Source organism: Arthrobacter sp. Dra40 (genome assembly GCF_059091905.1).
Genome location: NZ_JBNHHB010000005.1, coordinates 59,515 through 80,105, shown reverse-complemented (window position 1 = coordinate 80,105; position 20,591 = coordinate 59,515). Strand labels below are relative to the sequence as shown.

20 protein-coding genes are annotated in these 20,591 nt (G+C 67.6%); 15 read left to right on the top strand and 5 right to left on the bottom strand.

From position 1 onward, the window contains the following. Positions 1-104 precede the first annotated feature (104 nt). A complete protein-coding gene (locus AC5RWT_RS04270) occupies positions 105-1,550 on the top strand; it encodes a glycosyltransferase family 2 protein (RefSeq protein ID WP_494079284.1) in 1,446 nt (481 codons plus the stop codon). Between the two features lie 54 nt (positions 1,551-1,604). Here AC5RWT_RS04270 and AC5RWT_RS04265 read toward each other — a convergent pair whose 3' ends face one another. Beyond that, positions 1,605-2,516, bottom strand: a complete 912-nt coding sequence (locus AC5RWT_RS04265) for a LysR family transcriptional regulator (protein WP_494079283.1) — start codon at positions 2,514-2,516, stop codon at positions 1,605-1,607. Positions 2,517-2,669: 153 nt separating this feature from the next. On the opposite strand from AC5RWT_RS04265, the gene AC5RWT_RS04260 reads away from it, so the two are divergent. Beyond that, on the top strand, positions 2,670-6,119 hold the full coding sequence (locus AC5RWT_RS04260) for a bifunctional proline dehydrogenase/L-glutamate gamma-semialdehyde dehydrogenase (RefSeq protein ID WP_494079282.1): 3,450 nt from the start codon (positions 2,670-2,672) through the stop codon (positions 6,117-6,119). 118 nt (positions 6,120-6,237) lie between these two features. Here the strand turns inward: AC5RWT_RS04260 and AC5RWT_RS04255 are convergent, their stop codons facing one another. Continuing rightward, positions 6,238-6,768 carry a hypothetical protein gene (locus AC5RWT_RS04255; protein ID WP_494079281.1) on the bottom strand — a complete coding sequence of 177 codons (531 nt, stop codon included), beginning with the start codon at positions 6,766-6,768 and terminating at the stop codon, positions 6,238-6,240. A 277-nt stretch (positions 6,769-7,045) separates the two neighbouring features. Between AC5RWT_RS04255 and AC5RWT_RS04250 the strand changes: the two genes are divergently transcribed. Beyond that, positions 7,046-7,276 carry a hypothetical protein gene (locus tag AC5RWT_RS04250; protein WP_494043408.1) on the top strand — a complete coding sequence of 77 codons (231 nt, stop codon included), beginning with the start codon at positions 7,046-7,048 and terminating at the stop codon, positions 7,274-7,276. Between the two features lie 160 nt (positions 7,277-7,436). Continuing rightward, entirely contained in the window at positions 7,437-7,835 is a 399-nt protein-coding gene (locus AC5RWT_RS04245; protein ID WP_494079280.1) for a hypothetical protein, read from the top strand. A 50-nt stretch (positions 7,836-7,885) separates the two neighbouring features. Here AC5RWT_RS04245 and AC5RWT_RS04240 read toward each other — a convergent pair whose 3' ends face one another. After that, positions 7,886-8,137, bottom strand: a complete 252-nt coding sequence (locus tag AC5RWT_RS04240) for a DUF6458 family protein (RefSeq protein WP_452034129.1) — start codon at positions 8,135-8,137, stop codon at positions 7,886-7,888. 178 nt (positions 8,138-8,315) lie between these two features. Here AC5RWT_RS04240 and AC5RWT_RS04235 point away from each other — a divergent pair, with 178 nt between their 5' ends. The 4 genes from AC5RWT_RS04235 to AC5RWT_RS04220 are packed head-to-tail and all read left to right on the top strand — an operon-like array spanning position 8,316 to position 11,428. After that, entirely contained in the window at positions 8,316-9,206 is an 891-nt protein-coding gene (locus AC5RWT_RS04235; protein WP_494079279.1) for a hypothetical protein, read from the top strand. After that, positions 9,193-9,954 (top strand): LamB/YcsF family protein, encoded by a 762-nt coding sequence (locus AC5RWT_RS04230; protein ID WP_494079278.1) that lies wholly within the window; start codon positions 9,193-9,195, stop codon positions 9,952-9,954. The genes AC5RWT_RS04235 and AC5RWT_RS04230 overlap by 14 nt, the downstream gene beginning before the upstream one ends. Before the next feature lies 1 nt (position 9,955). Next, positions 9,956-10,573, top strand: coding sequence for a 5-oxoprolinase subunit B family protein (locus AC5RWT_RS04225; protein ID WP_494079277.1), 618 nt, complete (start codon positions 9,956-9,958; stop codon positions 10,571-10,573). Positions 10,574-10,576: 3 nt separating this feature from the next. After that, a complete protein-coding gene (locus AC5RWT_RS04220; protein ID WP_494079276.1) occupies positions 10,577-11,428 on the top strand; it encodes a 5-oxoprolinase subunit C family protein in 852 nt (283 codons plus the stop codon). A 16-nt stretch (positions 11,429-11,444) separates the two neighbouring features. Here AC5RWT_RS04220 and AC5RWT_RS04215 read toward each other — a convergent pair whose 3' ends face one another. Further along, complete coding sequence (locus AC5RWT_RS04215; RefSeq protein WP_494043507.1) at positions 11,445-12,728, bottom strand: DUF445 domain-containing protein; 1,284 nt, start codon at positions 12,726-12,728, stop codon at positions 11,445-11,447. A 199-nt stretch (positions 12,729-12,927) separates the two neighbouring features. Here AC5RWT_RS04215 and AC5RWT_RS04210 point away from each other — a divergent pair, with 199 nt between their 5' ends. The 4 genes from AC5RWT_RS04210 to AC5RWT_RS04195 all read left to right on the top strand — a co-directional run bounded on the left by AC5RWT_RS04210 (position 12,928) and on the right by AC5RWT_RS04195 (position 17,321). Then, a complete protein-coding gene (locus AC5RWT_RS04210) occupies positions 12,928-13,794 on the top strand; it encodes a glycerophosphodiester phosphodiesterase family protein (RefSeq protein WP_494079275.1) in 867 nt (288 codons plus the stop codon). A gap of 56 nt (positions 13,795-13,850) precedes the next feature. Continuing rightward, the gene (locus tag AC5RWT_RS04205) at positions 13,851-16,106 is read left to right on the top strand and encodes a glycoside hydrolase family 15 protein (protein ID WP_494079274.1); all 2,256 of its coding nucleotides are present in this window, start codon (positions 13,851-13,853) and stop codon (positions 16,104-16,106) included. A 94-nt stretch (positions 16,107-16,200) separates the two neighbouring features. Beyond that, the gene (locus AC5RWT_RS04200) at positions 16,201-17,013 is read left to right on the top strand and encodes an AzlC family ABC transporter permease (protein WP_494079273.1); all 813 of its coding nucleotides are present in this window, start codon (positions 16,201-16,203) and stop codon (positions 17,011-17,013) included. Further along, positions 17,010-17,321 (top strand): AzlD domain-containing protein, encoded by a 312-nt coding sequence (locus AC5RWT_RS04195; RefSeq protein ID WP_494079272.1) that lies wholly within the window; start codon positions 17,010-17,012, stop codon positions 17,319-17,321. Before AC5RWT_RS04200 ends, AC5RWT_RS04195 begins: the two co-directional genes overlap by 4 nt. A 119-nt stretch (positions 17,322-17,440) precedes the next feature. Here the strand turns inward: AC5RWT_RS04195 and AC5RWT_RS04190 are convergent, their stop codons facing one another. Next, positions 17,441-18,391, bottom strand: a complete 951-nt coding sequence (locus AC5RWT_RS04190) for a zinc-binding dehydrogenase (protein ID WP_494079271.1) — start codon at positions 18,389-18,391, stop codon at positions 17,441-17,443. A 212-nt stretch (positions 18,392-18,603) separates the two neighbouring features. Here AC5RWT_RS04190 and AC5RWT_RS04185 point away from each other — a divergent pair, with 212 nt between their 5' ends. Genes AC5RWT_RS04185 through AC5RWT_RS04175 form a run of 3 tightly spaced genes read left to right on the top strand, consistent with a single transcriptional unit; the run spans position 18,604 to position 20,498 of the window. Beyond that, on the top strand, positions 18,604-18,933 hold the full coding sequence (locus AC5RWT_RS04185) for a thiamine-binding protein (RefSeq protein WP_494043419.1): 330 nt from the start codon (positions 18,604-18,606) through the stop codon (positions 18,931-18,933). A 14-nt stretch (positions 18,934-18,947) separates the two neighbouring features. Continuing rightward, entirely contained in the window at positions 18,948-19,637 is a 690-nt protein-coding gene (locus AC5RWT_RS04180) for an O-methyltransferase (protein ID WP_494079329.1), read from the top strand. Between the two features lie 3 nt (positions 19,638-19,640). Further along, positions 19,641-20,498 carry a spermidine synthase gene (locus AC5RWT_RS04175; protein ID WP_494079270.1) on the top strand — a complete coding sequence of 286 codons (858 nt, stop codon included), beginning with the start codon at positions 19,641-19,643 and terminating at the stop codon, positions 20,496-20,498. Positions 20,499-20,591 lie beyond the last annotated feature (93 nt).

Below are 20,591 nucleotides of genomic sequence, written 5' to 3'. Positions count from 1 at the left end.
TTCGAAGCGTCCGATGGGGGATTTGGGTGCCGACTGTCTTGCCCGCCCGGGTCCTAGACGGCCGTGGCAGAATGCAGTAACGGCAAACGATCAAAGGGGACATCGTGGCCATCAAGGACAAGCTGGCGGGGGCCCAGCGCAAGCTGAAGACGTACGCGGCCCGGGCGGGGCAAATCCGCGTGCGGGAGAGCGACTCCGGCCCGACGGCCAGCGCGCAGACGGCCCGGGTGTCCGTAGTCATCCCCGTGTTCAATGCGATGCCGTACCTGAGGGAACTGCTGGATTCGCTGGCGGCGCAGGATATGGACCCCGCGCTCTTTGAGGTCGTGGCCGTGGACGACGGCTCCACGGATGAGGGCGGCAAGCTGCTGGACCAGTACGTGGCGAAGCACCCGAACTGGCGCGTGATCCACCAGCAGAACAGCGGCTGGCCGGGAAAACCGCGCAACGTGGGGATCAACGCCAGCACGTCGGACTACCTTTTCTTTTGCGACGCCGATGACAAGCTGGGGGTCGAGGCGCTGCGCCGGATGGTGGCGTTCGCCGACCGGCATCAGGTGGATGTGCTGGCGCCGCGGATGGTCGGGATCGGTGGCCGGCGGGTCCAGTCCTCGCTTTTCACCGAGACCGTCCCCGACGTGCCGGTGCGGAAGATCCTGGGGACGCTCTCGCCGCAGAAGTTGATCCGGCGCGAGCTGCTGGACACCCACGGCATTCGTTTCCCGGAAGGCAAGGTCCGGCTGGAAGACGGCATGATGCTGACCCGCTGCTACCTGGCCTCGCGGCGGAATGCGATTGCGGCCGACTACGACTACTACTTCATCCGGACCCGGCACGACGGTACGAACATCAGTTCGCAGCGCGCCGTCCCGGAAAGCTACACCGGCTCGGTGGCAGAGATCGCCCGAATCATCACGGAGAACCGGGACGACGCGGATCAAGCCGAGCAGCTGGTCCTGGACTTGTATCGGCGCAAACTACTTCGCACGTACGTGCCCTCCCGCTACCGTTCGATGCCTGCCGGTATCCGCAAGCGCTGGGTGGAAGCGCACGCCGGCTTCGTGGACCAGTACATCCCGGAGCGGCTGGACGCTCAGCTGGACTTCCCCTTCCGGCAACGCTCGCAGCTGGTCCGGGCACGGGATGCGGAAGGCCTGCTGAAGCTGGCGGACACCGAGGAAGCACTGAAGCCGACGCCGCGCGCCCTGCTGCCGCAACTGGACGAAGAGTCGGTGGCGTTTGGCCTGCACTTTGAACCGACAGCCGAGTTCGAATCCGTCCGGGTGATCGGGCGCGGGCGCGGGACTGCTGAGGCGCGGAGCTTCGACGCCAAGCACGACGCCGGCGGGTACTGTGCCGTTCTGCCGCGGGCCGAACTGGCCGGACTGGGCAATGTGTTGGTGGACCTGTTTGTGCAGCTGGGGCTGGATGGCTTGGAAGGGCCTCCGCGGCGGATCCTGGCGCCGGGGGAGGGGCTGCCGGTGAAGTCTGGTGGTCTTCGCGTCTACGCCACGGTCCACGGCAACCTCAGCCTGGACCTGCGCCCCTGAGTGGTGGGACCGGCCGGGTCTCCACGCGCTCGCTGGCGCTCGCTTGACCGCCAGCTATTGGCGCCCGCCGCTGACCTTCCGGGCGGTTTCCTCCAGAACTTCCCGGAGCGCAAGAATGGCGGGCCGGTTGGCCGACGCCCGGCGTGCGGAGGTAAAGACGGTCCGGCGGGGATGATCCGGCAGGTCCAGCATCCGGCAGGTGATGCCCCGGCCGCTCCAGACCAAATCCGGGAGGAAAGCCACCGCATTGCCGGATTCGATCAGCCGGATCTGGGCCTGCAGGTCAGCGGTTTCGTAGCGGACGTCCGGTTCAAAGCCGGCTTGGCGGCATGCTTGTTCCGCCCAGTGCCGGGACGCTGCCCCGTGCGGTTCCATCACCCAGGGCAAGCCGCCGGCATCTTCGAGGGACCTGGCCTCCCCGCCGGGCAGGCCGGCCGGAGGGACGGCGAGCCGGAGGGCGTCGGTGGTGAGTCTCTTGCGGTCCAGTTCGGGGTGGTGAGGTGCGGCGTGGCCCGGGTACTGCTCGGCTACTACCAGGTCGAAGTCGCGCGCCCACGTCTCGTACAGCGCGGTTTCCGGTTCCCGCTGGACCATCTCGATTCGCACCTCCGGGTACCGCTGCCGCATCCTGGTGAGCGCCTCGGGCAGCAGCGCCAGCGCGGCGGACTGGAAGACCGCCAGCCGAACGCTTCCGGTCACCGTGGTCAGGGATGCGGCCAGGTCTGTTTCGGCCCGTTCAAGCCGGGACAACAACGACTCCGTGTGGGCCACCAGGATCTCCGCCTGCGGCGTGAGCTGGACGCGGCGGCCGGCCTTGCGCAGCAGTTCCACGCCGGCTTCTTTCTCCAGCAGGGTGAGCTGTTGGGACACGGATGACGGGCTCAGGTTCAATACGGTGGCCACTTGGGCCAGGGTGCCGCGCACTTTGACCTCCCGCAGCAGCCGAAGCCTTCGGACATCCAGCATGAGCGCTCCATTCATCACGAAAGCCGATGATTACTAGTCGGAAAAGATCGCTTTTTCTTCACGAAGTCTAGTTCCATACTGGTCCTTAACTAACAATGCAATTACGTTGAAGGGACAGATGCTGCCGTGACCGACGTCCTCAAGGAGGCACCGATGCAGACCACAAGTTTTGCCGGTACGCAGGCGGCCGACCTCGCCGCCGACACCATCAAGCTGGTCCGCCACTGGCTGACCGAAGCAGAGAAAGTTCCGGCCGACGCCGCGGCCGAGCAGTTGGCCGGTGTGCTGAACGATCCCCATGGCTTGGAATTCACCGTCGGATTCGTCGACGGCGTGATCCGGCCTGAGGATCTGAAGGTCGCGGCCCGCAACCTGGCCACGCTGGCGCCGAAGGCTCCGGCCTTCCTGCCCTGGTACATGCGCGCCGCCGTGCGTACGGGCGGCGCCTTGGCGCCGGTACTGCCTCAAGTGGTCATCCCTGCGGCCCGCCGGGTGTTGCGGGAAATGGTGGGCCACCTGATCGTCGATGCCACCGATGCCAAGCTGGGGCCGGCGATCGCCAAGATCCGCAAAGACGATGTTCGGCTGAATATCAACCTGCTGGGCGAGGCGGTCCTGGGCAGCCGCGAGGCCGAACGCCGGCTGGAAGGCACCAAGCACCTGCTGGCCCGCGACGACGTGGACTACGTCTCGATCAAGGTCTCCTCCACCGTGGCCCCGCACTCTCACTGGGCTTTCGACGAGGCGGTGGAGCACGTCGTCGAAAGCCTCACCCCGCTCTACCGGCAGGCAGCCACCTCCCCGAAGCGCAAGTTCATCAACTTGGACATGGAGGAATACAAGGACCTGGAGATGACCATGGCGGTCTTCACCAAGATCCTGGACCAGCCCGAGTTCGAGCAGTTGGAAGCCGGCATTGTGCTGCAGGCCTACCTGCCGGACGCACTCCCGGCCATGATCCGGCTGCAGGAATGGGCCGCCGCCCGCCGTTCCCGCGGCGGCGCCGCCATCAAGGTGCGGGTGGTCAAGGGCGCCAACCTGCCCATGGAGCAGGTGGAAGCGTCGCTGCACGGCTGGCCGCTGGCCACGTGGGAAACCAAGCAGGACTCGGACACCAACTACAAGCGCGTGATCAACTATGCCCTGCAGCCGGAGCGGATCGGCAACGTGCGCATCGGCGTGGCCGGGCACAACCTCTTCGACGTCGCGTTCGCATGGCTGCTCGCCAAGCAGCGCGGCGTGGAGGCCGGCATCGACTTCGAGATGCTGCTGGGCATGGCGCAGGGCCAGGCCGAAGCGGTGAAAAAGGACGTGGGTTCGCTGCTGCTCTACACGCCGGTGGTCCATCCCGCCGAGTTCGATGTGGCGATCGCCTACCTGATCCGCCGGCTGGAAGAAGGCGCCAGCAGCGAAAACTTCATGTCCGCGGTCTTCGAACTCAGCAAGAACGAGCGGCTGTTCGAACGCGAAAAGCAGCGCTTCCTCGCCTCGCTGGAAGCGCTCGACGACGAAGTGCCGGAACCGGCCCGGCAGCAGGACCGGACCAAGCCGGAACCGACCCGTCCGACCGACTCCTTCGACAACATCCCGGACACCGATCCGTCGCTGCCCGCCAACCTGGCCTGGGGCAGGGAGATCCTGGCCCGTGTGCCGGCTTCGACGCTCGGTCTTGATGCGGTTGCGGCCGCACAGATCCGGGACGAGGCAGGGTTGGAGCAGGTGATCGCCAACGCCGTGGAGCAGTCCAAGAGCTGGGGCGCCATGAGCGGCGCCGAGCGCGCCGACGTGCTGCACAAGGCAGGCGACAAACTGAACGCCAACCGCGCCCGGCTGCTGGAGGTGATGGCCGCCGAGGCCGGCAAGACCCTGGACCAGGGCGACCCGGAAGTCTCCGAGGCCGCCGACTTCGCGCATTTCTACGCCGAGTTGGCCCGGAAGCTGGACACCGTGGACGGCGCCACCTTCGTCCCATCGAAACTGACCGTGGTGACCCCGCCGTGGAATTTCCCGACGGCGATCCCCGCCGGAGGTGTGCTGGCCGCGCTGGCCGCGGGCTCCGCCGTCGTGATTAAGCCTGCCCAGCAGGCCGCACTCACCGGTGCCGTGATGGTGGAGGCGGTGTGGGAGGCGCTGGACGAAGCCGGCGTACCGCGCGACGTGCTGCAGTTGGTGCAGCTGGGCGAGCGTGAACTTGGCAAGCAGCTGATCTCGCACCCCGAGGTGGACCGGGTGATTCTCACCGGCGCCTACGAGACCGCCGAATTGTTCCGTTCCTTCCGTCCGGACCTGCCGCTGCTGGCCGAGACGTCCGGCAAGAACGCCATCATCGTCACCCCCAGCGCCGACTTCGACCTGGCCGCCAAGGACGTGGCGTACTCCGCGTTCGGCCATGCCGGCCAGAAGTGCTCCGCGGCATCGCTGGTGATCTTGGTGGGATCCGCCGCCACCTCGCCGCGGTTCCGCAACCAGCTGGTGGATGCGGTCACGTCCATGAAGGTGGGCTACCCCGAGGACCCGACCTCGCAAATGGGCCCGATCATCGCGCCCGCCGAAGGCAAGCTGCTGGACGGGCTGACCACGCTCGGCACCGGGGAAAGCTGGCAGATCGAGCCCCGGCAGCTGGACGATTCCGGGAAGCTCTGGAGCCCCGGTGTGCGGACCGGAGTGGCGCGCGGATCCCGCTACCACCTGACCGAGTTCTTCGGCCCGATCCTCGGTGTGATGAGCGCCGAAACCCTGGAAGAAGCGGTGGCCATGACCAACGACATCGACTACGGGCTGACCTCCGGCCTGCATTCGCTGGATGCGGACGAGTTGGATTACTGGCTGGAGAACATTCAGGCCGGCAACCTCTACGTGAACCGCGGTATCACCGGAGCCATCGTGCGGCGCCAGCCGTTCGGCGGCTGGAAGAAGTCCTCGGTGGGCGCCGGCACCAAGGCCGGCGGGCCCAACTACTTGATGGGGCTGGGTGAGTGGGAGACTGCTCCGTCCACCGCCACGGCGGAGGTGCACGGTGCCGCGGCGAAGCTGCTGGACGCCGCGCGCAGGACCAGGCAGGCACTGTCCGCCGAGGAGCTGGGCGGACTGGAGCGCTCGCTGCGTTCCGATGCCGCGGCCTGGGCCGAGGAGTTCGGCGCGGCGAGGGACGTCTCCGGGCTGAGCGCGGAGCGCAACGTGTTCCGCTACCTGCCGGTTCCGGTGACGGTCCGACTCTCCGAAGGAGAACCGCTGGCACAGCTGGTCCGCGTGCTGGCCGCCGGCGTGCTGGCGGGCTCCGAGGTGGCGGTTTCCACCGCCGTCGCGCTTCCCGCGTCATTGCAGGCGGTGGCCACGGAGCTGGGCCTTGCCGTGACGGTGGAGGACGACGGCGCCTGGCTGGCTCGGGTGCCCCGGCTCGGTGCCGGCCGGATCCGCTTGATCGGCGGGGACGCCAAGGCACTCGCCGTCGCTACCGGTGGACGGCCGGATGTGGCGGTCTATGCCCACCCCGTGACCGAAGCCGGCCGGTTGGAAATGCTGCCCTTCTTGCACGAGCAAGCGGTCAGCATCACCGCGCACCGCTTCGGAACGCCCGACCATCTGGCCGACGGCCTGATCTGACCGCTGGGGCAACTCCGCCCGAAAGTAGTATTCAGCAGGCGCCCCTTTCGAGCATGAAAAGGGCGCCTGCTGGGCAGTGGATGCCCGAGAGCCGCCCGAATCCCGGCAGCGGCGTCGCTTAACCGTGCCGGCGCATCCAGCCGACCGCGTGCAGGGTGAGCACACCGGCGATAGTAATCAGCCCGGCGACCAGCACACTGGGTGCCACGGTGGACAACAGGAAAGACCACGGCGGCCCGAACGGGCTGCTCGGCGCAGCCATGGCTTGCATCTCGATGAGATACGGCGCGAATGACGCCCACGCGCCGAAGGCGGAGAGCGCTAGGCCAAGCACCCAGAGTGCCACCAGGTAGGGATTGATCTTCCGGCGCGCAGCGGGAGCGCCTTCCGGCCGGACCTGTGGCGCCGCGTCCGGCGGAATGATCTCGGCAATGCCGGTCGACTGCGCGACACTGTCGCCCTCAAGCTTCATTGCTGCCGGACTGAAGGCGGGTCGGGCATCCTGGGCATGATCGGCGGTGGGCGCCGCGGGCCTGGCCGCGGCTATCTGGGGCGCGGCGGGCCGGCCGCCGCTTCGCGCAGATTCATGGGCTTCACCGCCCCGCTGGTAGATCGAGTCGTACCGCTGGTCGAACTGTGATGCGGACATGGTCCCCCTTGTCGCCGGCCTCTGTTTTGAATCTACCGGATGCCGGGCGACGCTGTTAGGCTGTGCGCCATGGGAATTCTGATTTTCGAGTAACCAGGTCTTGGACCGGTCAAAACCGACAACCGAAACAATGCTTGCTGAGGCTCTACCTCGCGAGTGGTTCCCTGAATCCACCCCCGCTCTCCGGATCTGATCCGGCTATGTGGCGTCTTCGCCTTCAGCTCTGATCCGGCGGAAAAGTCTCCAGCAGGCTCGACGAGAATACCGAAGGAGAGCCATGACTGATATCGATCCGCGGGCGCCGAAGCCCGCAGAATTCAATACACCGAACATCCACCTCGCTCCGGCCGCAGCCGCCAAGCTGACCGCTGAGCAGCAGGCCAAGTTGGCGTCCTCGCGGGGCGCGAAAGCAGGCGATCTGCCTGCCTGGCACAGCATCGGCAACAGCCACAAGCCGAAGCACGCCAGCGGCAGGCAGGGGCCGCCGGAGAAGAAGGTGCGCTGGTAAGAACGGCGCAATGCACGGACGCAGTGCCCCGGGCGGACATGTTCCGCCGGAGAAGAAGGTGCGCTGGTAAGAACGGCGCAATGCACGGACGCAGTGCCCCGGGCGGACATGTTCCGCCGGGGGCACTGCGCTCACAGAGGACCTGCAGTGAGGAGGCAGCATGAGACCCGATGTGCGCCGCATGCTGTTGATCCAGGCAGGCAACGTCCTGCTGCTGGTCATCGCGGCCGGTGTCATCGTGATGGCCGTGGACGCGATGACCGCCTATGCCACCGGGGCACGGGATGAGCCGGACGCGGGCGGCGCCCTCGCCGTGATCTCCCTAGCCGGCGCGCTCGCCGTCGTGGTGCTGGCGATCTGTGCGTACCGGTGGACGGCTCGGGGCGAACGCTACGCGCCGTTGTTCGCCGTGCTCGGCTGGGCCGTGCTCTGGCTGCCGCTCAGCCTGGCCCTGGGCGCGGCCAGCGGCACGCCGCTCTTGGCGTACATCGCCACGCTGGTCAGCGGGGCGGGCATCGTGCTCTCGCTGGTGGCGCTGGGAAGCAAGAAGCCGCGCTGAGCTCCGCGGCCCCGCGCCATCGGGCCTGGCTGCCGACTCTGGAGTTTGGCCTATAGGCTGCCGCGGGTTTCGTCTCGACGGATGGTTTCGCCGGTGTTCGGGTCCTGCACTTGGCGGCTCTCGGTCACCCGGTGGTCTCTGCGGGGAACGGCCATGACGATCGAGATGATCAGGCCCAGCACGCCGACCCCCATGAGGATCCAGCCGATTAGTGTCAGGTCGATGAAATCCACGACGTCCGCAACAGCGAAAGCCAGGATGGCGCCGATGGCAATCAACGCAATTGATGATCCGATTCTCATAGCCACTAACTCCTTTGACATAGGGCGGCCGGCGCAGCCAGTGCTGCTGCCGGCCGTCGGATAGGAAGTACGCGGTGCAATTGGCAGCATACTTGCTGTTTGCGGAAACGTCCCGGAAGCTGTGATTTAGGCTTAAGGCCAGACCACCATCGCGGTGCTGAGAGTTCCAGGAGGTTTTGTGGCCAAAGGACGGAAGATCAATCCAGCCATGCGGGTGGCTGCGGATGCGGCTTTCGATAAGCAGGGCAACCCGAAGCCCGGCACGACGACTGCCTTCATGAGGGCCCTGGACGTCCAGCGGCCGTTGGTGCTGGCCAACCTGGACCGGCTGCGGCGCAAGTATCCGGACGCCACGCCGGCGGAGCTGGCCGCGAAGCTGGAGAAGCACTATCTGACAACGGTGAGCTCCGGCGGAGCGGCGGTAGGAGCCACCGCGGTCGTTCCCGGGATCAATGCGCTGGCCTCACTGGGCCTTTCGGCGGTGGCAACTGTTGGCTTCCTGGAATCCACGGCGCTCTTCGCCCAGTCCATCGCAGAGCTGCACGGCATAGACACTGAGAACCCAGAGCGCTCGCAGGCGCTGGTGCTGGCCATCCTGATGGGCGAGGAGGGCCGCTCGCTGATCAAGGAGTTCGCCGGACAGGCCGGAGGACGCGGCGGGAATCCGGCCCGCGCCTGGGGAAACGCGGTGGGCAGCACCATGTCCTCCGGCATGGTCAGTTCACTGGTGGACAGCCTGAAGAAACGTTTCCTGGCCAAATTGGTGGCCAAGCAGGGTACCGCGATGCTGGGCCGGGTCATTCCATTCGGCATTGGTGCGGCGGTGGGCGGTGTGGGCAACCACGTCATGGGCCGGCGCGTCATCGGCGCCACCAAAACGGCCTTCGGCGAACCGCCGCTGGCCCTGCCAATGTCCCTGGTGGAGGACCTGGTCGAGAACCGGTACCGGCTGGGCGAGCTTCCGGCGGCGCCGGGGCGGTTGACCGCCAAAATGGTGGAGAAGCTGCCCGTGCTCAAGCGCAAGGGCCCCAAAGCCATCACGGAGTCCGCTGACGATGACGGCGAGTGACCAACCGGGGATCGACCTGAACAGCGACCTCGGCGAATCCGTCGAGGGCCGGCTGATGGGCGACGACGCTGCGATGTTCCCGTTGATCACCAGCGCCAACATAGCCTGCGGCTACCACGCCGGCGACGAGGAAACCATGCTGGCCAGCTGCCGCCGCGCGGCCGAGAACCGGGTGGCGGTGGGCGCGCACGTTTCCTACCAGGACCGGGCCGGATTCGGCCGTCGGTCCATGGAGGTGGCGCCGGCCGACTTGGTTGCCGACGTCGCGTCCCAACTGGCCGCGCTCGACCGGATTGCCCGCGGGGTGGGAACGCCCATCGCCTATGTAAAGCCGCACGGCGCGCTTTACAACCGGATAGTCCACGACCGCACCCAGGCCGCGGCAGTGGTGGAGGCGGTCGGCGCTTTCGATCCGCAGCTTCCCATCCTGGGGTTACCCGGATCCGCGGTGCTGGAGCTGGCTGCCGGTGCCGGGCTGCCGGTGTTCCGGGAGGCGTTCGTGGATCGCGGCTACCGCAGCGACGGCACGCTGATCCCGCGCGGCGAGCCGGGCGACCTGCTGGAAGACCTGGAGCAGATTGCCGACCGTGCGGTGGAATTCGCCCTGCGGGGCGCGGCCGATTCGCTCTGCGTCCACGGCGATACTCCCGGGGCAGTGGCCATGGCCCGGTTGGTCCGGCGGCGGCTGGCCGCGGCGGGCATCAGCGTCCGTCCCTTCACCGATGCCGCACGGACATCCGGACGGTAGGGTGCGGATCCTGCCCTTCGGCGAGGGCGCACTGCTGGCCGAATTCACGACCCTTGACGACGTCCTGGCGCACTACTCCGCGCTCTCGGCTTCGCCGCCGCCCGGGGTCACGGAACTGGTTCCCGCTGCCCGCACCATCCTGGTGACATTCGCCGCCCCGGCGAGCACCGCCGTCGTTCGCGAATGGCTGGAACAAACGGCACCGCGCGATGCCGAAGCGAGCACCGCCGAAGACCCAGGGGACATCGTCACCCTTGAGGTGGACTATTCGGGCCAGGACCTGCCGGCGGTAGCGCGGCTGCTGGGCGTGAGCGAGGCCGAGGTGGTCCGGCGGCATCAGCACTGCGAGTGGACGGCCGCGTTCACCGGCTTCGCACCCGGATTCGCCTATCTGGTGGCACCCGAGAATCCGCTGCAGGTGCCGCGGCTGGCCGAGCCGCGGACCCGGGTGCCCGCCGGATCCGTGGGCCTGGCGGGTGAGTTCAGCGGCGTCTACCCGTCGGCGTCGCCCGGCGGCTGGCAGCTGATCGGCAGGACCGAGGCGCGGCTGTGGGACCCCGCGCGGGAGCAGCCTGCGCTGATAGCGCCGGGGACGCGCGTCCGGTTCAGGGCGGTGTAGCCGGTGATTACGGTGGTCAAGACGGGGCCGGAACTGCTGGTGCAGGACCTCGGCCGGCCGGGCCATGCCGCCATTGGGGTCAGCCCGTCCGGTGCGCTCGATGCACGGGCCCTGCGCGCGGCCAACCGGCTGGTGGGCAACCCGGAATCCGCGGCCGGCCTGGAGCTGCTGCTGGGCGGGGCGGTTCTGCAGTTCGACGACGACGCGGTGGTTGCGCTGACCGGCGCCTGCGGCGAGGTGTCGGTAGCGGGTAGGAGCAGGGAGCGTTACCGTCCGTTCCGGATCAAAGCGGGCCAGCGGCTGGAGATCGCCGTGGCCACGTCCGGACTGCGCTATTACCTGGCAGTGGCCGGCGGCATCATGGCCGAGGCGCCGATGGGGTCGGCGGCCACCGATCTGCTCTCCGGCATGGGCCCGGCGCGGTTGCAGGACGGGGACGTGCTGCGGGTCGGCGCCGGCACGCCTTCCCTCGAGTCAGCATGGACTCCGGTGCCGCTTCCGCCCGCCGGCCCCGTGGCGGTGCGGTTGCAGCCCGGCCCGCGGCTGGACTGGTTCGCCCCGGACACCCGCCGGCGGTTGGCGCTCGGCAACTGGTCGGTGAGTGCCGACAGCAACCGTGTGGGGCTGCGGTTGCTGGGGCGGCCGCTGCAGCGGGTGGTTGAACGGGAACTGCCCAGCGAGGGCATGGTCACCGGCGCGGTGCAGGTGCCGCCCTCGGGGCTGCCCACCGTGTTCCTGGCCGACCATCCGGTGACCGGCGGGTACCCGGTGCCGGCCGTGGTGGCAGCGGCGGACCTGCCACTGCTCGCCCAGGCCCGGCCCGGCCAGCGCGTCCGCTTCTTCTGGGCCGGCTGAATCCGCCGGGCATAGGCTAGCCGAAGACGGCGGTGGCCAGCGTGAAGATGGTCAGCCCGGCCAGCGAACCGACCACGGTGCCGTTGATCCGGATGAACTGCAGATCCCGGCCCACTTGGAGCTCGATCTTGCGCGAGGTCTCCTGCGCGTCCCAGCGCTCCACTGTCTCGGTGATGACGCTGGCGATTTGCGAACGGTAGGTCCGGACCAGGTACCCCGCCGCCTCCTCGATCCAGCCGTCGATTTTGGCCGCCAGTTCCGCATCGGTCGCCAGCCGGTGGCCGAAGTCAGCCACCGCCCGCTTGAACGCCAGGCTCAACTCGCTCTGCGGATCTTCCACCGCCTCCAGCAGCGCGGTTTTCAGCGTCTCCCAGGTCCGGGTCGCCAGCGCCCGCACTTCGGGATCGCCCAGCGCATTGTGCTTGATCGCTTCGACCCGCGCCATCATCTCCGGGTCATGCTGCAGATCCTGCGCCAAGGAGTTGAGATAGGCGTCCAGTTGCCGCCGCATCGGATGGTCCGGGTCGGCCTGCACCGCAAGGATGAACTTGTACAGCTCCAGATGCACCTTGTCGCCCACCAACGAATCCACGAACTGCGGCACCCAGGTCGGCGAGCGGTCGGAGACCAGCCGTGCCACGGTGTCCTGGTTGTCCAGCACCCAGTCGGCGGCACGGTCCAGCAGCAGATCCACCAGCTTCAGGTGGTGGCCGTCGCGCAGCACATGCTCGGCCAGCCGCCCCAGCGGCGGACCCCACGGCGGATCCAGCAGGTGCCGGCGGGCCAGCGACTCGATCAATGCCTGCACGTCCTCGTCGTTGAGCACCTGCAGGGCCCCGCGGATGGCCGTGGCTCCCTCGCGGGCGACCCGTTCGGTGTTCTCCGGCCGTTCCAGCCAGAGCCCGGCCTTGGCGGTAATGCCGAGCGAGCCGATCTTGGCCTTGACCACGTCCTCGGCCAGGAAATTCTCCTCCACGAACTGGCCCAGGCTCGCCCCGATCTGGTCCTTGCGGCGCGGAATGATCGCGGTGTGGGGGATCTTCAGCCCCATCGGGTGCTTGAACAGCGCGGTCACCGCAAACCAGTCCGCCAGGGCGCCCACCATGCCGCCTTCGGCCGCGGCCCGAACGTAGCCCAGCCACGGATAGCTTTCCTGCAAGGCGAAGGAGACCATGAAGACCAGGGCCAGGACCACCAGCAATCCGGTGGCCAGCAGCTTCATCCGGCGCAGGCCCGCGGCCCGGACGCTGTCCGGCACCGCAGCGGTCCGGCTGCCGCCGTGTGGTCCGCTTCCGGGCATGTTTCCCGCCGCGTGTCCGCCCAGCGGTTCGCCTCTGGGCCCGTCCGTCCGCCCGTCCGCCGTGTCAGGTGCGACGCCGCCGCCCGTCTGAGTGCCCATGTTGCCTCCGAAGCCAAATCGCCGAACGATCATCGACCGTTCACCCTTCAGTCAACCCTACGGCGGTCCCGGTAGTCCGGTCATCGCGTACGGTGAATTCATGGACCAGAGGATCTACGCTCACCGCGGTTCCAGCGAGCAGTATGCGGAGAACACCCGTGCCGCCTATCTGCAGGCGATCGCCGACGGCGCCGACGGGATCGAGTGCGACGTCCACCTGACCAAGGACCGCCGGCTGGTCTGCTTCCATGACTTCACGCTGGACCGCACCTCCAACGGCACCGGTAACGTTTCCGACTACACGCTGGATGAGCTGTTGCAGCTGGACGTGAGTTCGTGGAAGGGCGTGCCGATTCCGCCCGAATACGGCGGCACCGCCGATCAACTGGTCACCCTCGACGAGCTGGTGGACCTGATGCGGGGCGCCGGACGGCCGCTGGGCCTGGCGGTGGAGCTCAAGCACCCTAGCCCGTACGGGCAGGAGCTGGAAGACGAACTGCTCAAGTACCTGATGGCAGAGGGCTGGGACCCGGAAACCTCCCGGCTGGACAACATCCAGATGAGCTTCATGAGCTTCCACCCGGACGCGGTGAAGTACCTGGCCGACAACATGCCCGGCGAGTACGTCTGCCAACTGCTGGATGACATCGACGCCGAGGAGCTCAAGGCCAGCCTGATGATGGGCGAGCTGACCGTCGGCGCCGTGGCCGGACTGCTGCGGCGGGCGTTGTCCGAGGGCGAAGGGCTGATCGAAGAGCACCGCGTGGGCCTGGCCGGGCCTGGCGTGGACTATGTGCGCTCGCATCTGCCGCTGGTCCGCCGCTGGCTGGATGCCGGCATGCGGTTCCGCGTCTGGACGGTCGACGATCCGCAGGACGTAAAGCTGTGCCGCGACTTGGGCTTCGGCGAGATCACCACCAACCGCCCGGCCGAGGTCCGCCGGCAACTCGCGACGTCCCGCGTCTAGGCCCCTGCCGCTGCCGGGCGAAAAGCAGCCCGCGGCCACTGCCGCAATCATGGCCTTTGTGGTTTATTTGGTGCATGGCATCTCCCATTGAGGATTATGCACTCATATCGGATCTGCATACGGGAGTGCTGGTGTCCCGGTCCGGAAGCATGGACTGGCTCTGTCTGCCCCGCTTCGACTCGCCCTCTGTTTTCTCCGCGCTCTTGGGCAGCCCAGAACACGGTTGCTGGCTGCTGGCCCCGGACGGCGCGCGTCCCCAGACGGAGTCGCCGATGGGCGCCGGCCCGGCGGGCGAACAGAGCAACGACCCGGCGGACGTCCAGGGGAGCCAACGCCCGGTCTCAAGGCAGGAACAAGACGCAGCTGTCTCCTCGGACCCGGGGATCCACGGGCCGTCCGCCACAGAGGAGGCCAAGAAGGCTGCCGGGACGGGCCGCGCGGCCCGTGAAGCTGCCCAGTCCGGTGGCGCGGCCCGCGAAGCAGGAGAATCCGGCGACGCGGCCGGCACCGCCGAGGCCGGGTCCGCCGGCACGGCCACCAGCGCCACGGCCGAACCGGCGGCTGGCTCGGGATCCGGGCAGTCCACCACAACGGACGCCATGCACGACGGCGGTGTGGTTTCGGCGCCGGTCCACCCGCAGGCCGCAAGGCATCACCGTCGACCAACCGCCGCCGCAGCAGAGGAGCCGCACGCCGTCGTCGTTAAGCGCACCTACCTTGTGTCCACTTTTGTGCTGCAGACCCGGTGGAAGAGCAGCACCGGCGAAGCGTTAATCACCGAGTTCATGCCGGTGGGCGACCGCAGGGCGTCGCTGGTGCGCCGGGTCGAGGGCCTGTCCGGCGAGATGAAGATCCGGCAGGAATTGATCATGCGGTTCCACTACGGGGACGTGGTCCCCTGGGTGAACCGGGTCAAGGACCAGCAGACCGGGAAGGAATCGATTGTCGCGATCGCCGGGCCGGACGCGCTAGTGCTGCACGGGGACGACCTGCCGCGCGCCGCGGAACGCCGGCACCGGGGCGAATTCACGGTCAGGGCCGGCGAGAAGATCGACTACGAGCTGTGCTGGTTTCCCTCCCACCGGGCCGTCCCGCCGATGATCGACGTTGACGCCGCGCTGGATGAGACGGTGAATTTCTGGCAGAACTGGTGCTCGCGGTTCCCGCCGCAGGGCGACTACAACGCCATGGTCAAGCGTTCGCTGCTGGTGCTGCGCGCGATGACGCACGAGACCACCGGCGGAATCGTTGCCGCGCCGACCACCTCGTTGCCGGAGTCCTTCGGTGGGGAGCGGAATTGGGACTACCGGTACGTCTGGCTGCGCGATGCGGCGCTGACGCTGGAATCGATGATGACCCACGGCTATGAGACCGAGGCCCTGCAATGGCGCAACTGGCTGCTGCGCGCGGTGGCCGGCGACCCGGAAGACCTGCAGATCATGTACGGCGTGGCCGGTGAACGTGATCTTCAGGAACGCATCATCGAGCACCTTCCCGGCTATGAAGGCTCCGCACCGGTCCGGGTAGGCAATGGTGCAGTCTGCCAGTACCAGGCGGACGTGATCGGCGAGGTCATGGTGGCGCTGGAGAAGCTGCGCAACCTGGGCGGAACCGAGGACCACTTCTCCTGGCCGCTGCAGAAGGCCATGCTGCACTACGTCGAGAAGCACTTCGACCAGCCGGACCAGGGCATCTGGGAGACCCGCGGCGACCGGCGCTACTTCACGCACTCCCGGGTGATGATGTGGGCGGCCTTCGACCGTGGCGTCCGCGCCGTGCGGGAGCACGGGCTGGACGGCAAGGCCGTGCGGTGGGCGGAACTGCGGGACCGGCTGCGCGAGGAGGTCATGGAGCACGGCTTCAACCGGGAGATCAACTCCTTCACCCAGTGCTACGACGGCACCGAGGTGGACGCCTCGCTGCTGGTGCTGCCGCAGGTGGGCTTTTTGAAGTACGACGACGACCTGATGCTCGGTACCGTGGCCCGGCTGGAGCAGGATCTCGTGGACGCGGACGGGCTGATCCTGCGCTACCGGACCGGCTCCGGGGTGGACGGGCTGGCGCCGGGCGAACATCCGTTCCTGGCCTGCTGTTTCTGGCTGGTGGAACAGTATGCCCGCTCCGGGCGGATCGGCGATGCGCGCGACCTGATGGACCGACTGGTGGGCTACGCGAACGAGCTGGGGCTGATGGCCGAAGAGTACGACACGGTGAACAAGCGGATGACGGGGAACTTTCCGCAAGCGTTCTCGCATCTGGCGCTGATCCGGGCGGCGGACGCCATCAACGGCCACGCGCAGGACCCGGTGTAGGCCGCCCGCGCCTCTCCCTGCCGTTCCCAGCACGACGACGGCGGTGCCCTCCTGTGTGCCCGCACGGCACCCCCTGCCCGGCTACTGTAGACGGGTGAAGTTTTTCCAGTCCCCGGCCGTGAAGGTGGGGCTGTCCATCTCCATCGCCACCGGGCTGTACGGGGTCTCCTTCGGCGCGCTCTCCGTGACATGCGGACTGGATCTCTGGCAGACCATGGCGCTGAGCCTGCTGCTGTTCAGCGGCGGCTCACAGTTCGCATTTATCGGGGTGATCGGCGGCGGCGGGACGGGCGTGGCCGCGATGACTGCTTCCGCCTTGCTGGGTATCCGCAACGGTATTTACGGCATGCAGATGAATGCTCTGATCTCCCCGCGCAGCTGGCGGCGCCCCTTGGCCGCGCAAGTGACTATCGACGAGTCCACCGCCACGGCGTCCGGCCAAGAGGATCCGGACGAGCGGCGGCGCGGTTTCTGGACCGCCGGCGTGGGGATTTTCCTGCTCTGGAATGTGTTCACCCTGGTGGGTGCGCTGGCCGGCAACGCGCTGGGGGACCCGAAGCAGTGGGGCTTGGACGGGGCCGCTGTCGCCGCTTTCCTTGCCCTGCTCTGGCCGCGGTTGAAAGGCAAAGAGCCGGCGGCCATCGCCGTAGTGTGTGCCCTGGCCACCTTGCTGGCCGTGCCGTTCGTCCCCAGCGGCGTGCCCATCCTGGTGGCCGCAGCAGCAGCGGCCGCCATTGGCTGGTTCACGCACACATCGGTTCCGGCCGGGATGGCTCCGGACATCGAACCCTACGACGAACCGTACGCCGAGCACGACGGCACCCACACTCTCGTCGAGTCGGAGCGCAACACCACCGGGCAGGACGGCGGCCCCGGCGACAGCGCAGACGGAAAGGAAGCCCCGTGACCCTGTGGATCTGGATCCTGGTCGCCTGCGCCATCTCTTATCTGACCAAGCTGGCGGGCTACCTGGTGCCGGCCAAGTGGATGAAGAACCAGCGGATGTCCCGCATCGCCGCCACCATGACCGTCGGCCTGCTCGCATCGCTGACCGTAGTCAACACCTTCTCCAGCGGCCAGCAGTTGGTCTTCGATGCCCGGATCGGAGCCCTGCTGGCCGCCGCCGTCGCCCTGCTGCTGCGCGCGCCCTTCCTGGTGGTGGTCATCGCCGGAGCCGCCGCGGCCGCCCTGATCCGGCTGGCCGGCTGGGGGTAGCCGCGGCGGCTGCCCTTCCTCAAGCCGGCCGTTGTCACTCTCTGTAAGGGCGAGTTGACCGCTTAAGGCGGATGGACGACGGCGGTGCGCACCGCCGTCGTCCATCATGCGGTCAGGAGTCAGTCAGCGATCTTGGCGACAAGTCGGCCGACGACCTCGCCCTTCTTGAGTTTTTCGAGGCCTTCCGGGATCTCCTCGAAGCTGATCTCGGTGACGGTCGGGTTGAGCTTGCCGGTGGCGAAGTAGTCATAGACGCCTTGCACGTCCTCCTTGGTGCCGCCCTGGGAGCCAACCAAGGTGACTTCGGACAGGATCAGGGCCTTGGTGCTGATGGTGGATTCCAACCGGCCCATGCCGACCTGGACAACCCGTCCGCCGCGGCGGACGGTCTCGATGGCCTCGGCGGTGGTGGTGCCGAAGCCGGCGAAGTCAACGATGACGTCCAGGCCAATCTCCTTGAAGCCTGCGATGGACTTGGCCACATCCTTGGCGCCGACCTCTCGGGCCTGGTCCCAGATGTTTTCGTTGACTTCGGCGATGTAAACCTCCGCGCCTGCGAGGACCGCTACCCGGGCGCCGATCGAGCCGAGGCCGCCAAAGCCGATGATGCCGACCTTGTCGCCGGCCTTGACCTGTCCGTTGGCGATCACAGCGTGATGGCTGGTCATGCCGGCATCGGTACCGGCCGCGCCCTGCGAGAAGCTGACATTGTCAGGGATGCGGACCAACGCCTCCTGGTCAATCGCAGCCTTGAAGGAGAAACCGCCGTCGAACGCGTAGCCGGGAGCACCCGCGGAAGTGGTGGGGCAGAAGCCAACCCGGTCTCCGACCTTCCAGTCGGTCACGCCATCGCCCACCTCGGTGACGACGCCGGCAACCTCGTGGCCCAGGGTGATGGGGCGCTTGGCCAGCGTGGAGAGCCAGCCTTCGTCCTCGAGCATGCCGACGTCGGAGTGGCACAGGCCGGCCGACTTGATATCGACAACCACACCGCCGGGGGCGGCTGTCGGCTCGTCGACGTCGTTCAGTACGAGGGGCTCGTGGGTATTGGTGAACTGCCAGGCTTTCATGGGATCTCCTTGGACTCGGCATCAGCGGGGCTGTTTCCGCGGGACCGGCCGGCGGAATCATTGTTGTCCTTCCACCGTAGGCCGCAAGCCGCCGAACTTCTATGCATACGCATATAAGATGCGTCACCTACCTGTGTGGTCCACGGGACAGTGGATTGCGGCAGGTGACGGTGGACCTGTCGTTGGCTGTGGCCCTGTGGAAGACTGAAGCCATGCTTGTAGCCTTCTCTGTTGCACCGTCCGGAGTTCCCGTGACCGGTCCCGCGCCGCACGACGCCTCGGTGCACGACGCCGTTGCCGAGGCCGTCCGGATTGTCCGGGAATCGGGCCTGCCGAACAAGACCGACGCCATGTTCACCACCATCGAGGGCGAATGGGACGAGGTCATGGACGTCGTCAAGCGCGCCACCGAAGCCGTGAGCCGGTACGGATCGCGGGTGTCGCTGGTGCTGAAAGCAGATATTCGTCCGGGATACTACGGAGAGCTCACCGGGAAGGTGGACCGGCTGGAGGCCGCCATCGCCGAGCGGGAGCAGAAGTGAGCCGCGAACGCGGCATGCAGGACGCAGACCGGGCCGAAGCGTGGAGCGCGGTCGAGGACTACCTGACCGACACCTTGGTGGGCGAAGACCAAGCCCAGATTTCGGCCCGGGAGAGCGCGGACCGGGAAGGCCTGCCGGCCATCGAGGTCAGCGCCCCGCAGGGCAAGCTGCTGATGCTGCTGGCCAAGTTGACCGGTGCGCGCAAGGTGCTGGAGATCGGCACGCTCGGCGGCTATAGCACCATCTGGCTGGCCCGTGGCGTGCCGGACGGCGGCGAAGTGGTCAGCTGCGAGTACGAGCCGCACCACGCAGAGGTGGCCCGGCGGAATCTGGAGGCCGCCGGCGTCGCGGATAAGGTCAGCATCCGGGTGGGCGCGGCGCTGGAAACGCTGCCGAGCCTGGCCGCCGGGAACGCCGGGCCTTTCGATCTGGTCTTCATAGACGCGGACAAGGAAAACAACCGGAACTACGTTGAGTGGGCCCTGCGGCTGACGCGTCCGGGCAGCCTGATTGTGGTGGACAACGTGGTCCGCTCCGGGCAGGTGCTGGCCGACGGCGGCGACGGAAGTACGGAGGACCGCGACATCCGCGGCACCCGCGACGCGCTGGCGCTGCTGGGCTCCGACGAGCGACTCGATGCCACCGCGATCCAGACCGTGGGCGGCAAGGGCTGGGACGGTTTCGCGCTGGCTCTGGTCAAGTAGTCGATGGCGCGGCGAAGCACCCGTGCCGACGAGGCTCGGGAGCCGGATGCGTCCGGCGGTCCGGTCGAAGGACGCTACGAAATCTCCTCCGGGATGGCCGAGCTGGTCCGGGAACCGGAATCCGCGGACAGCTGGCTGCTCAAGATCAACGGTGTCCAGTCCTCCCACGTGGTGGTCGGCGATCCGCTGCGCCTGGACTTCGAATACATGCGCTGGATGGCGGCGCTGATCGGATCCCGCTGGGAGTCCGAGGAAAAGCTGCGCGTCCTGCACTTGGGCGGTGGAGCCTGCTCGATGGCACGCTATCTGGCAGCTGCCTATCCGCAGGCCCGGCAGGTCGTCGTCGAGATTGATGCGAAGCTGGCCGAACTGGTGCGGCGGTGGTTCGACATTCCGCGCGCGCCGCTGGTGCGGATCAGGGTAGGCGAAGCGCGGTCGGTGACCGAATCGCTGAGCGAAGACAGCAGGGACCTGCTGATCCGCGACGTCTTCTCCGGCAGTACGACCCCGGAGCCCCTGACCACGCTGGAATTCACCCGGGCGGCGCGGCGTGTGCTTTCGCCCGGCGGCGTCTACCTGGTGAACTGCGGCGATACGCCCCAGCTGGCCGGAGCGCGCGAGGAAGCGGTGACCATCGGCGAGGTTTTCGAGCACCTGGTGATGATCGCCGATCCGCCAATGCTCAAGGGCCGGCGGCACGGAAACGTGGTGATCGCCGCCAGCGACAAGCCGCTGGAGACCGGCCCGGCGTTGATCCGCGAACTGCTGCACGGTGCGGTGCCTGCACAGCTGTGGGACGGGGCAAAAATAGCGCAGTTTTGCAGAGGATCGGCGATCAGGCAAGACCCGCCGGTCAATTAGCCGCCTTTCGTGGAACGTTATGACTTCGGCTCGATTTTGTTTGTAAGATGGAAGCGAACGGCCGATGGCGGCCGTATTAGGCCCGGGAGCGAG

Excerpts from the sequence above, each read along its gene's own strand:
- AC5RWT_RS04230 (WP_494079278.1), top strand. The coding sequence starts at position 9,193 with ATGACGGCGAGTGACCAACCGGGGATCGACCTGAACAGCGACCTCGGC.
- AC5RWT_RS04260 (WP_494079282.1), top strand. The coding sequence starts at position 2,670 with ATGCAGACCACAAGTTTTGCCGGTACGCAGGCGGCCGACCTCGCCGCC.
- AC5RWT_RS04240 (WP_452034129.1), bottom strand. The coding sequence starts at position 8,137 with ATGAGAATCGGATCATCAATTGCGTTGATTGCCATCGGCGCCATCCTG.
- AC5RWT_RS04190 (WP_494079271.1), bottom strand. The coding sequence starts at position 18,391 with ATGAAAGCCTGGCAGTTCACCAATACCCACGAGCCCCTCGTACTGAAC.
- AC5RWT_RS04180 (WP_494079329.1), top strand. The coding sequence starts at position 18,948 with ATGCAGGACGCAGACCGGGCCGAAGCGTGGAGCGCGGTCGAGGACTAC.
- AC5RWT_RS04210 (WP_494079275.1), top strand. The coding sequence starts at position 12,928 with ATGGACCAGAGGATCTACGCTCACCGCGGTTCCAGCGAGCAGTATGCG.
- AC5RWT_RS04215 (WP_494043507.1), bottom strand. The coding sequence starts at position 12,728 with ATGCCCGGAAGCGGACCACACGGCGGCAGCCGGACCGCTGCGGTGCCG.
- AC5RWT_RS04185 (WP_494043419.1), top strand. The coding sequence starts at position 18,604 with ATGCTTGTAGCCTTCTCTGTTGCACCGTCCGGAGTTCCCGTGACCGGT.
- AC5RWT_RS04255 (WP_494079281.1), bottom strand. The coding sequence starts at position 6,768 with ATGTCCGCATCACAGTTCGACCAGCGGTACGACTCGATCTACCAGCGG.
- AC5RWT_RS04250 (WP_494043408.1), top strand. The coding sequence starts at position 7,046 with ATGACTGATATCGATCCGCGGGCGCCGAAGCCCGCAGAATTCAATACA.
- AC5RWT_RS04175 (WP_494079270.1), top strand. The coding sequence starts at position 19,641 with ATGGCGCGGCGAAGCACCCGTGCCGACGAGGCTCGGGAGCCGGATGCG.
- AC5RWT_RS04245 (WP_494079280.1), top strand. The coding sequence starts at position 7,437 with ATGAGACCCGATGTGCGCCGCATGCTGTTGATCCAGGCAGGCAACGTC.
- AC5RWT_RS04265 (WP_494079283.1), bottom strand. The coding sequence starts at position 2,516 with ATGCTGGATGTCCGAAGGCTTCGGCTGCTGCGGGAGGTCAAAGTGCGC.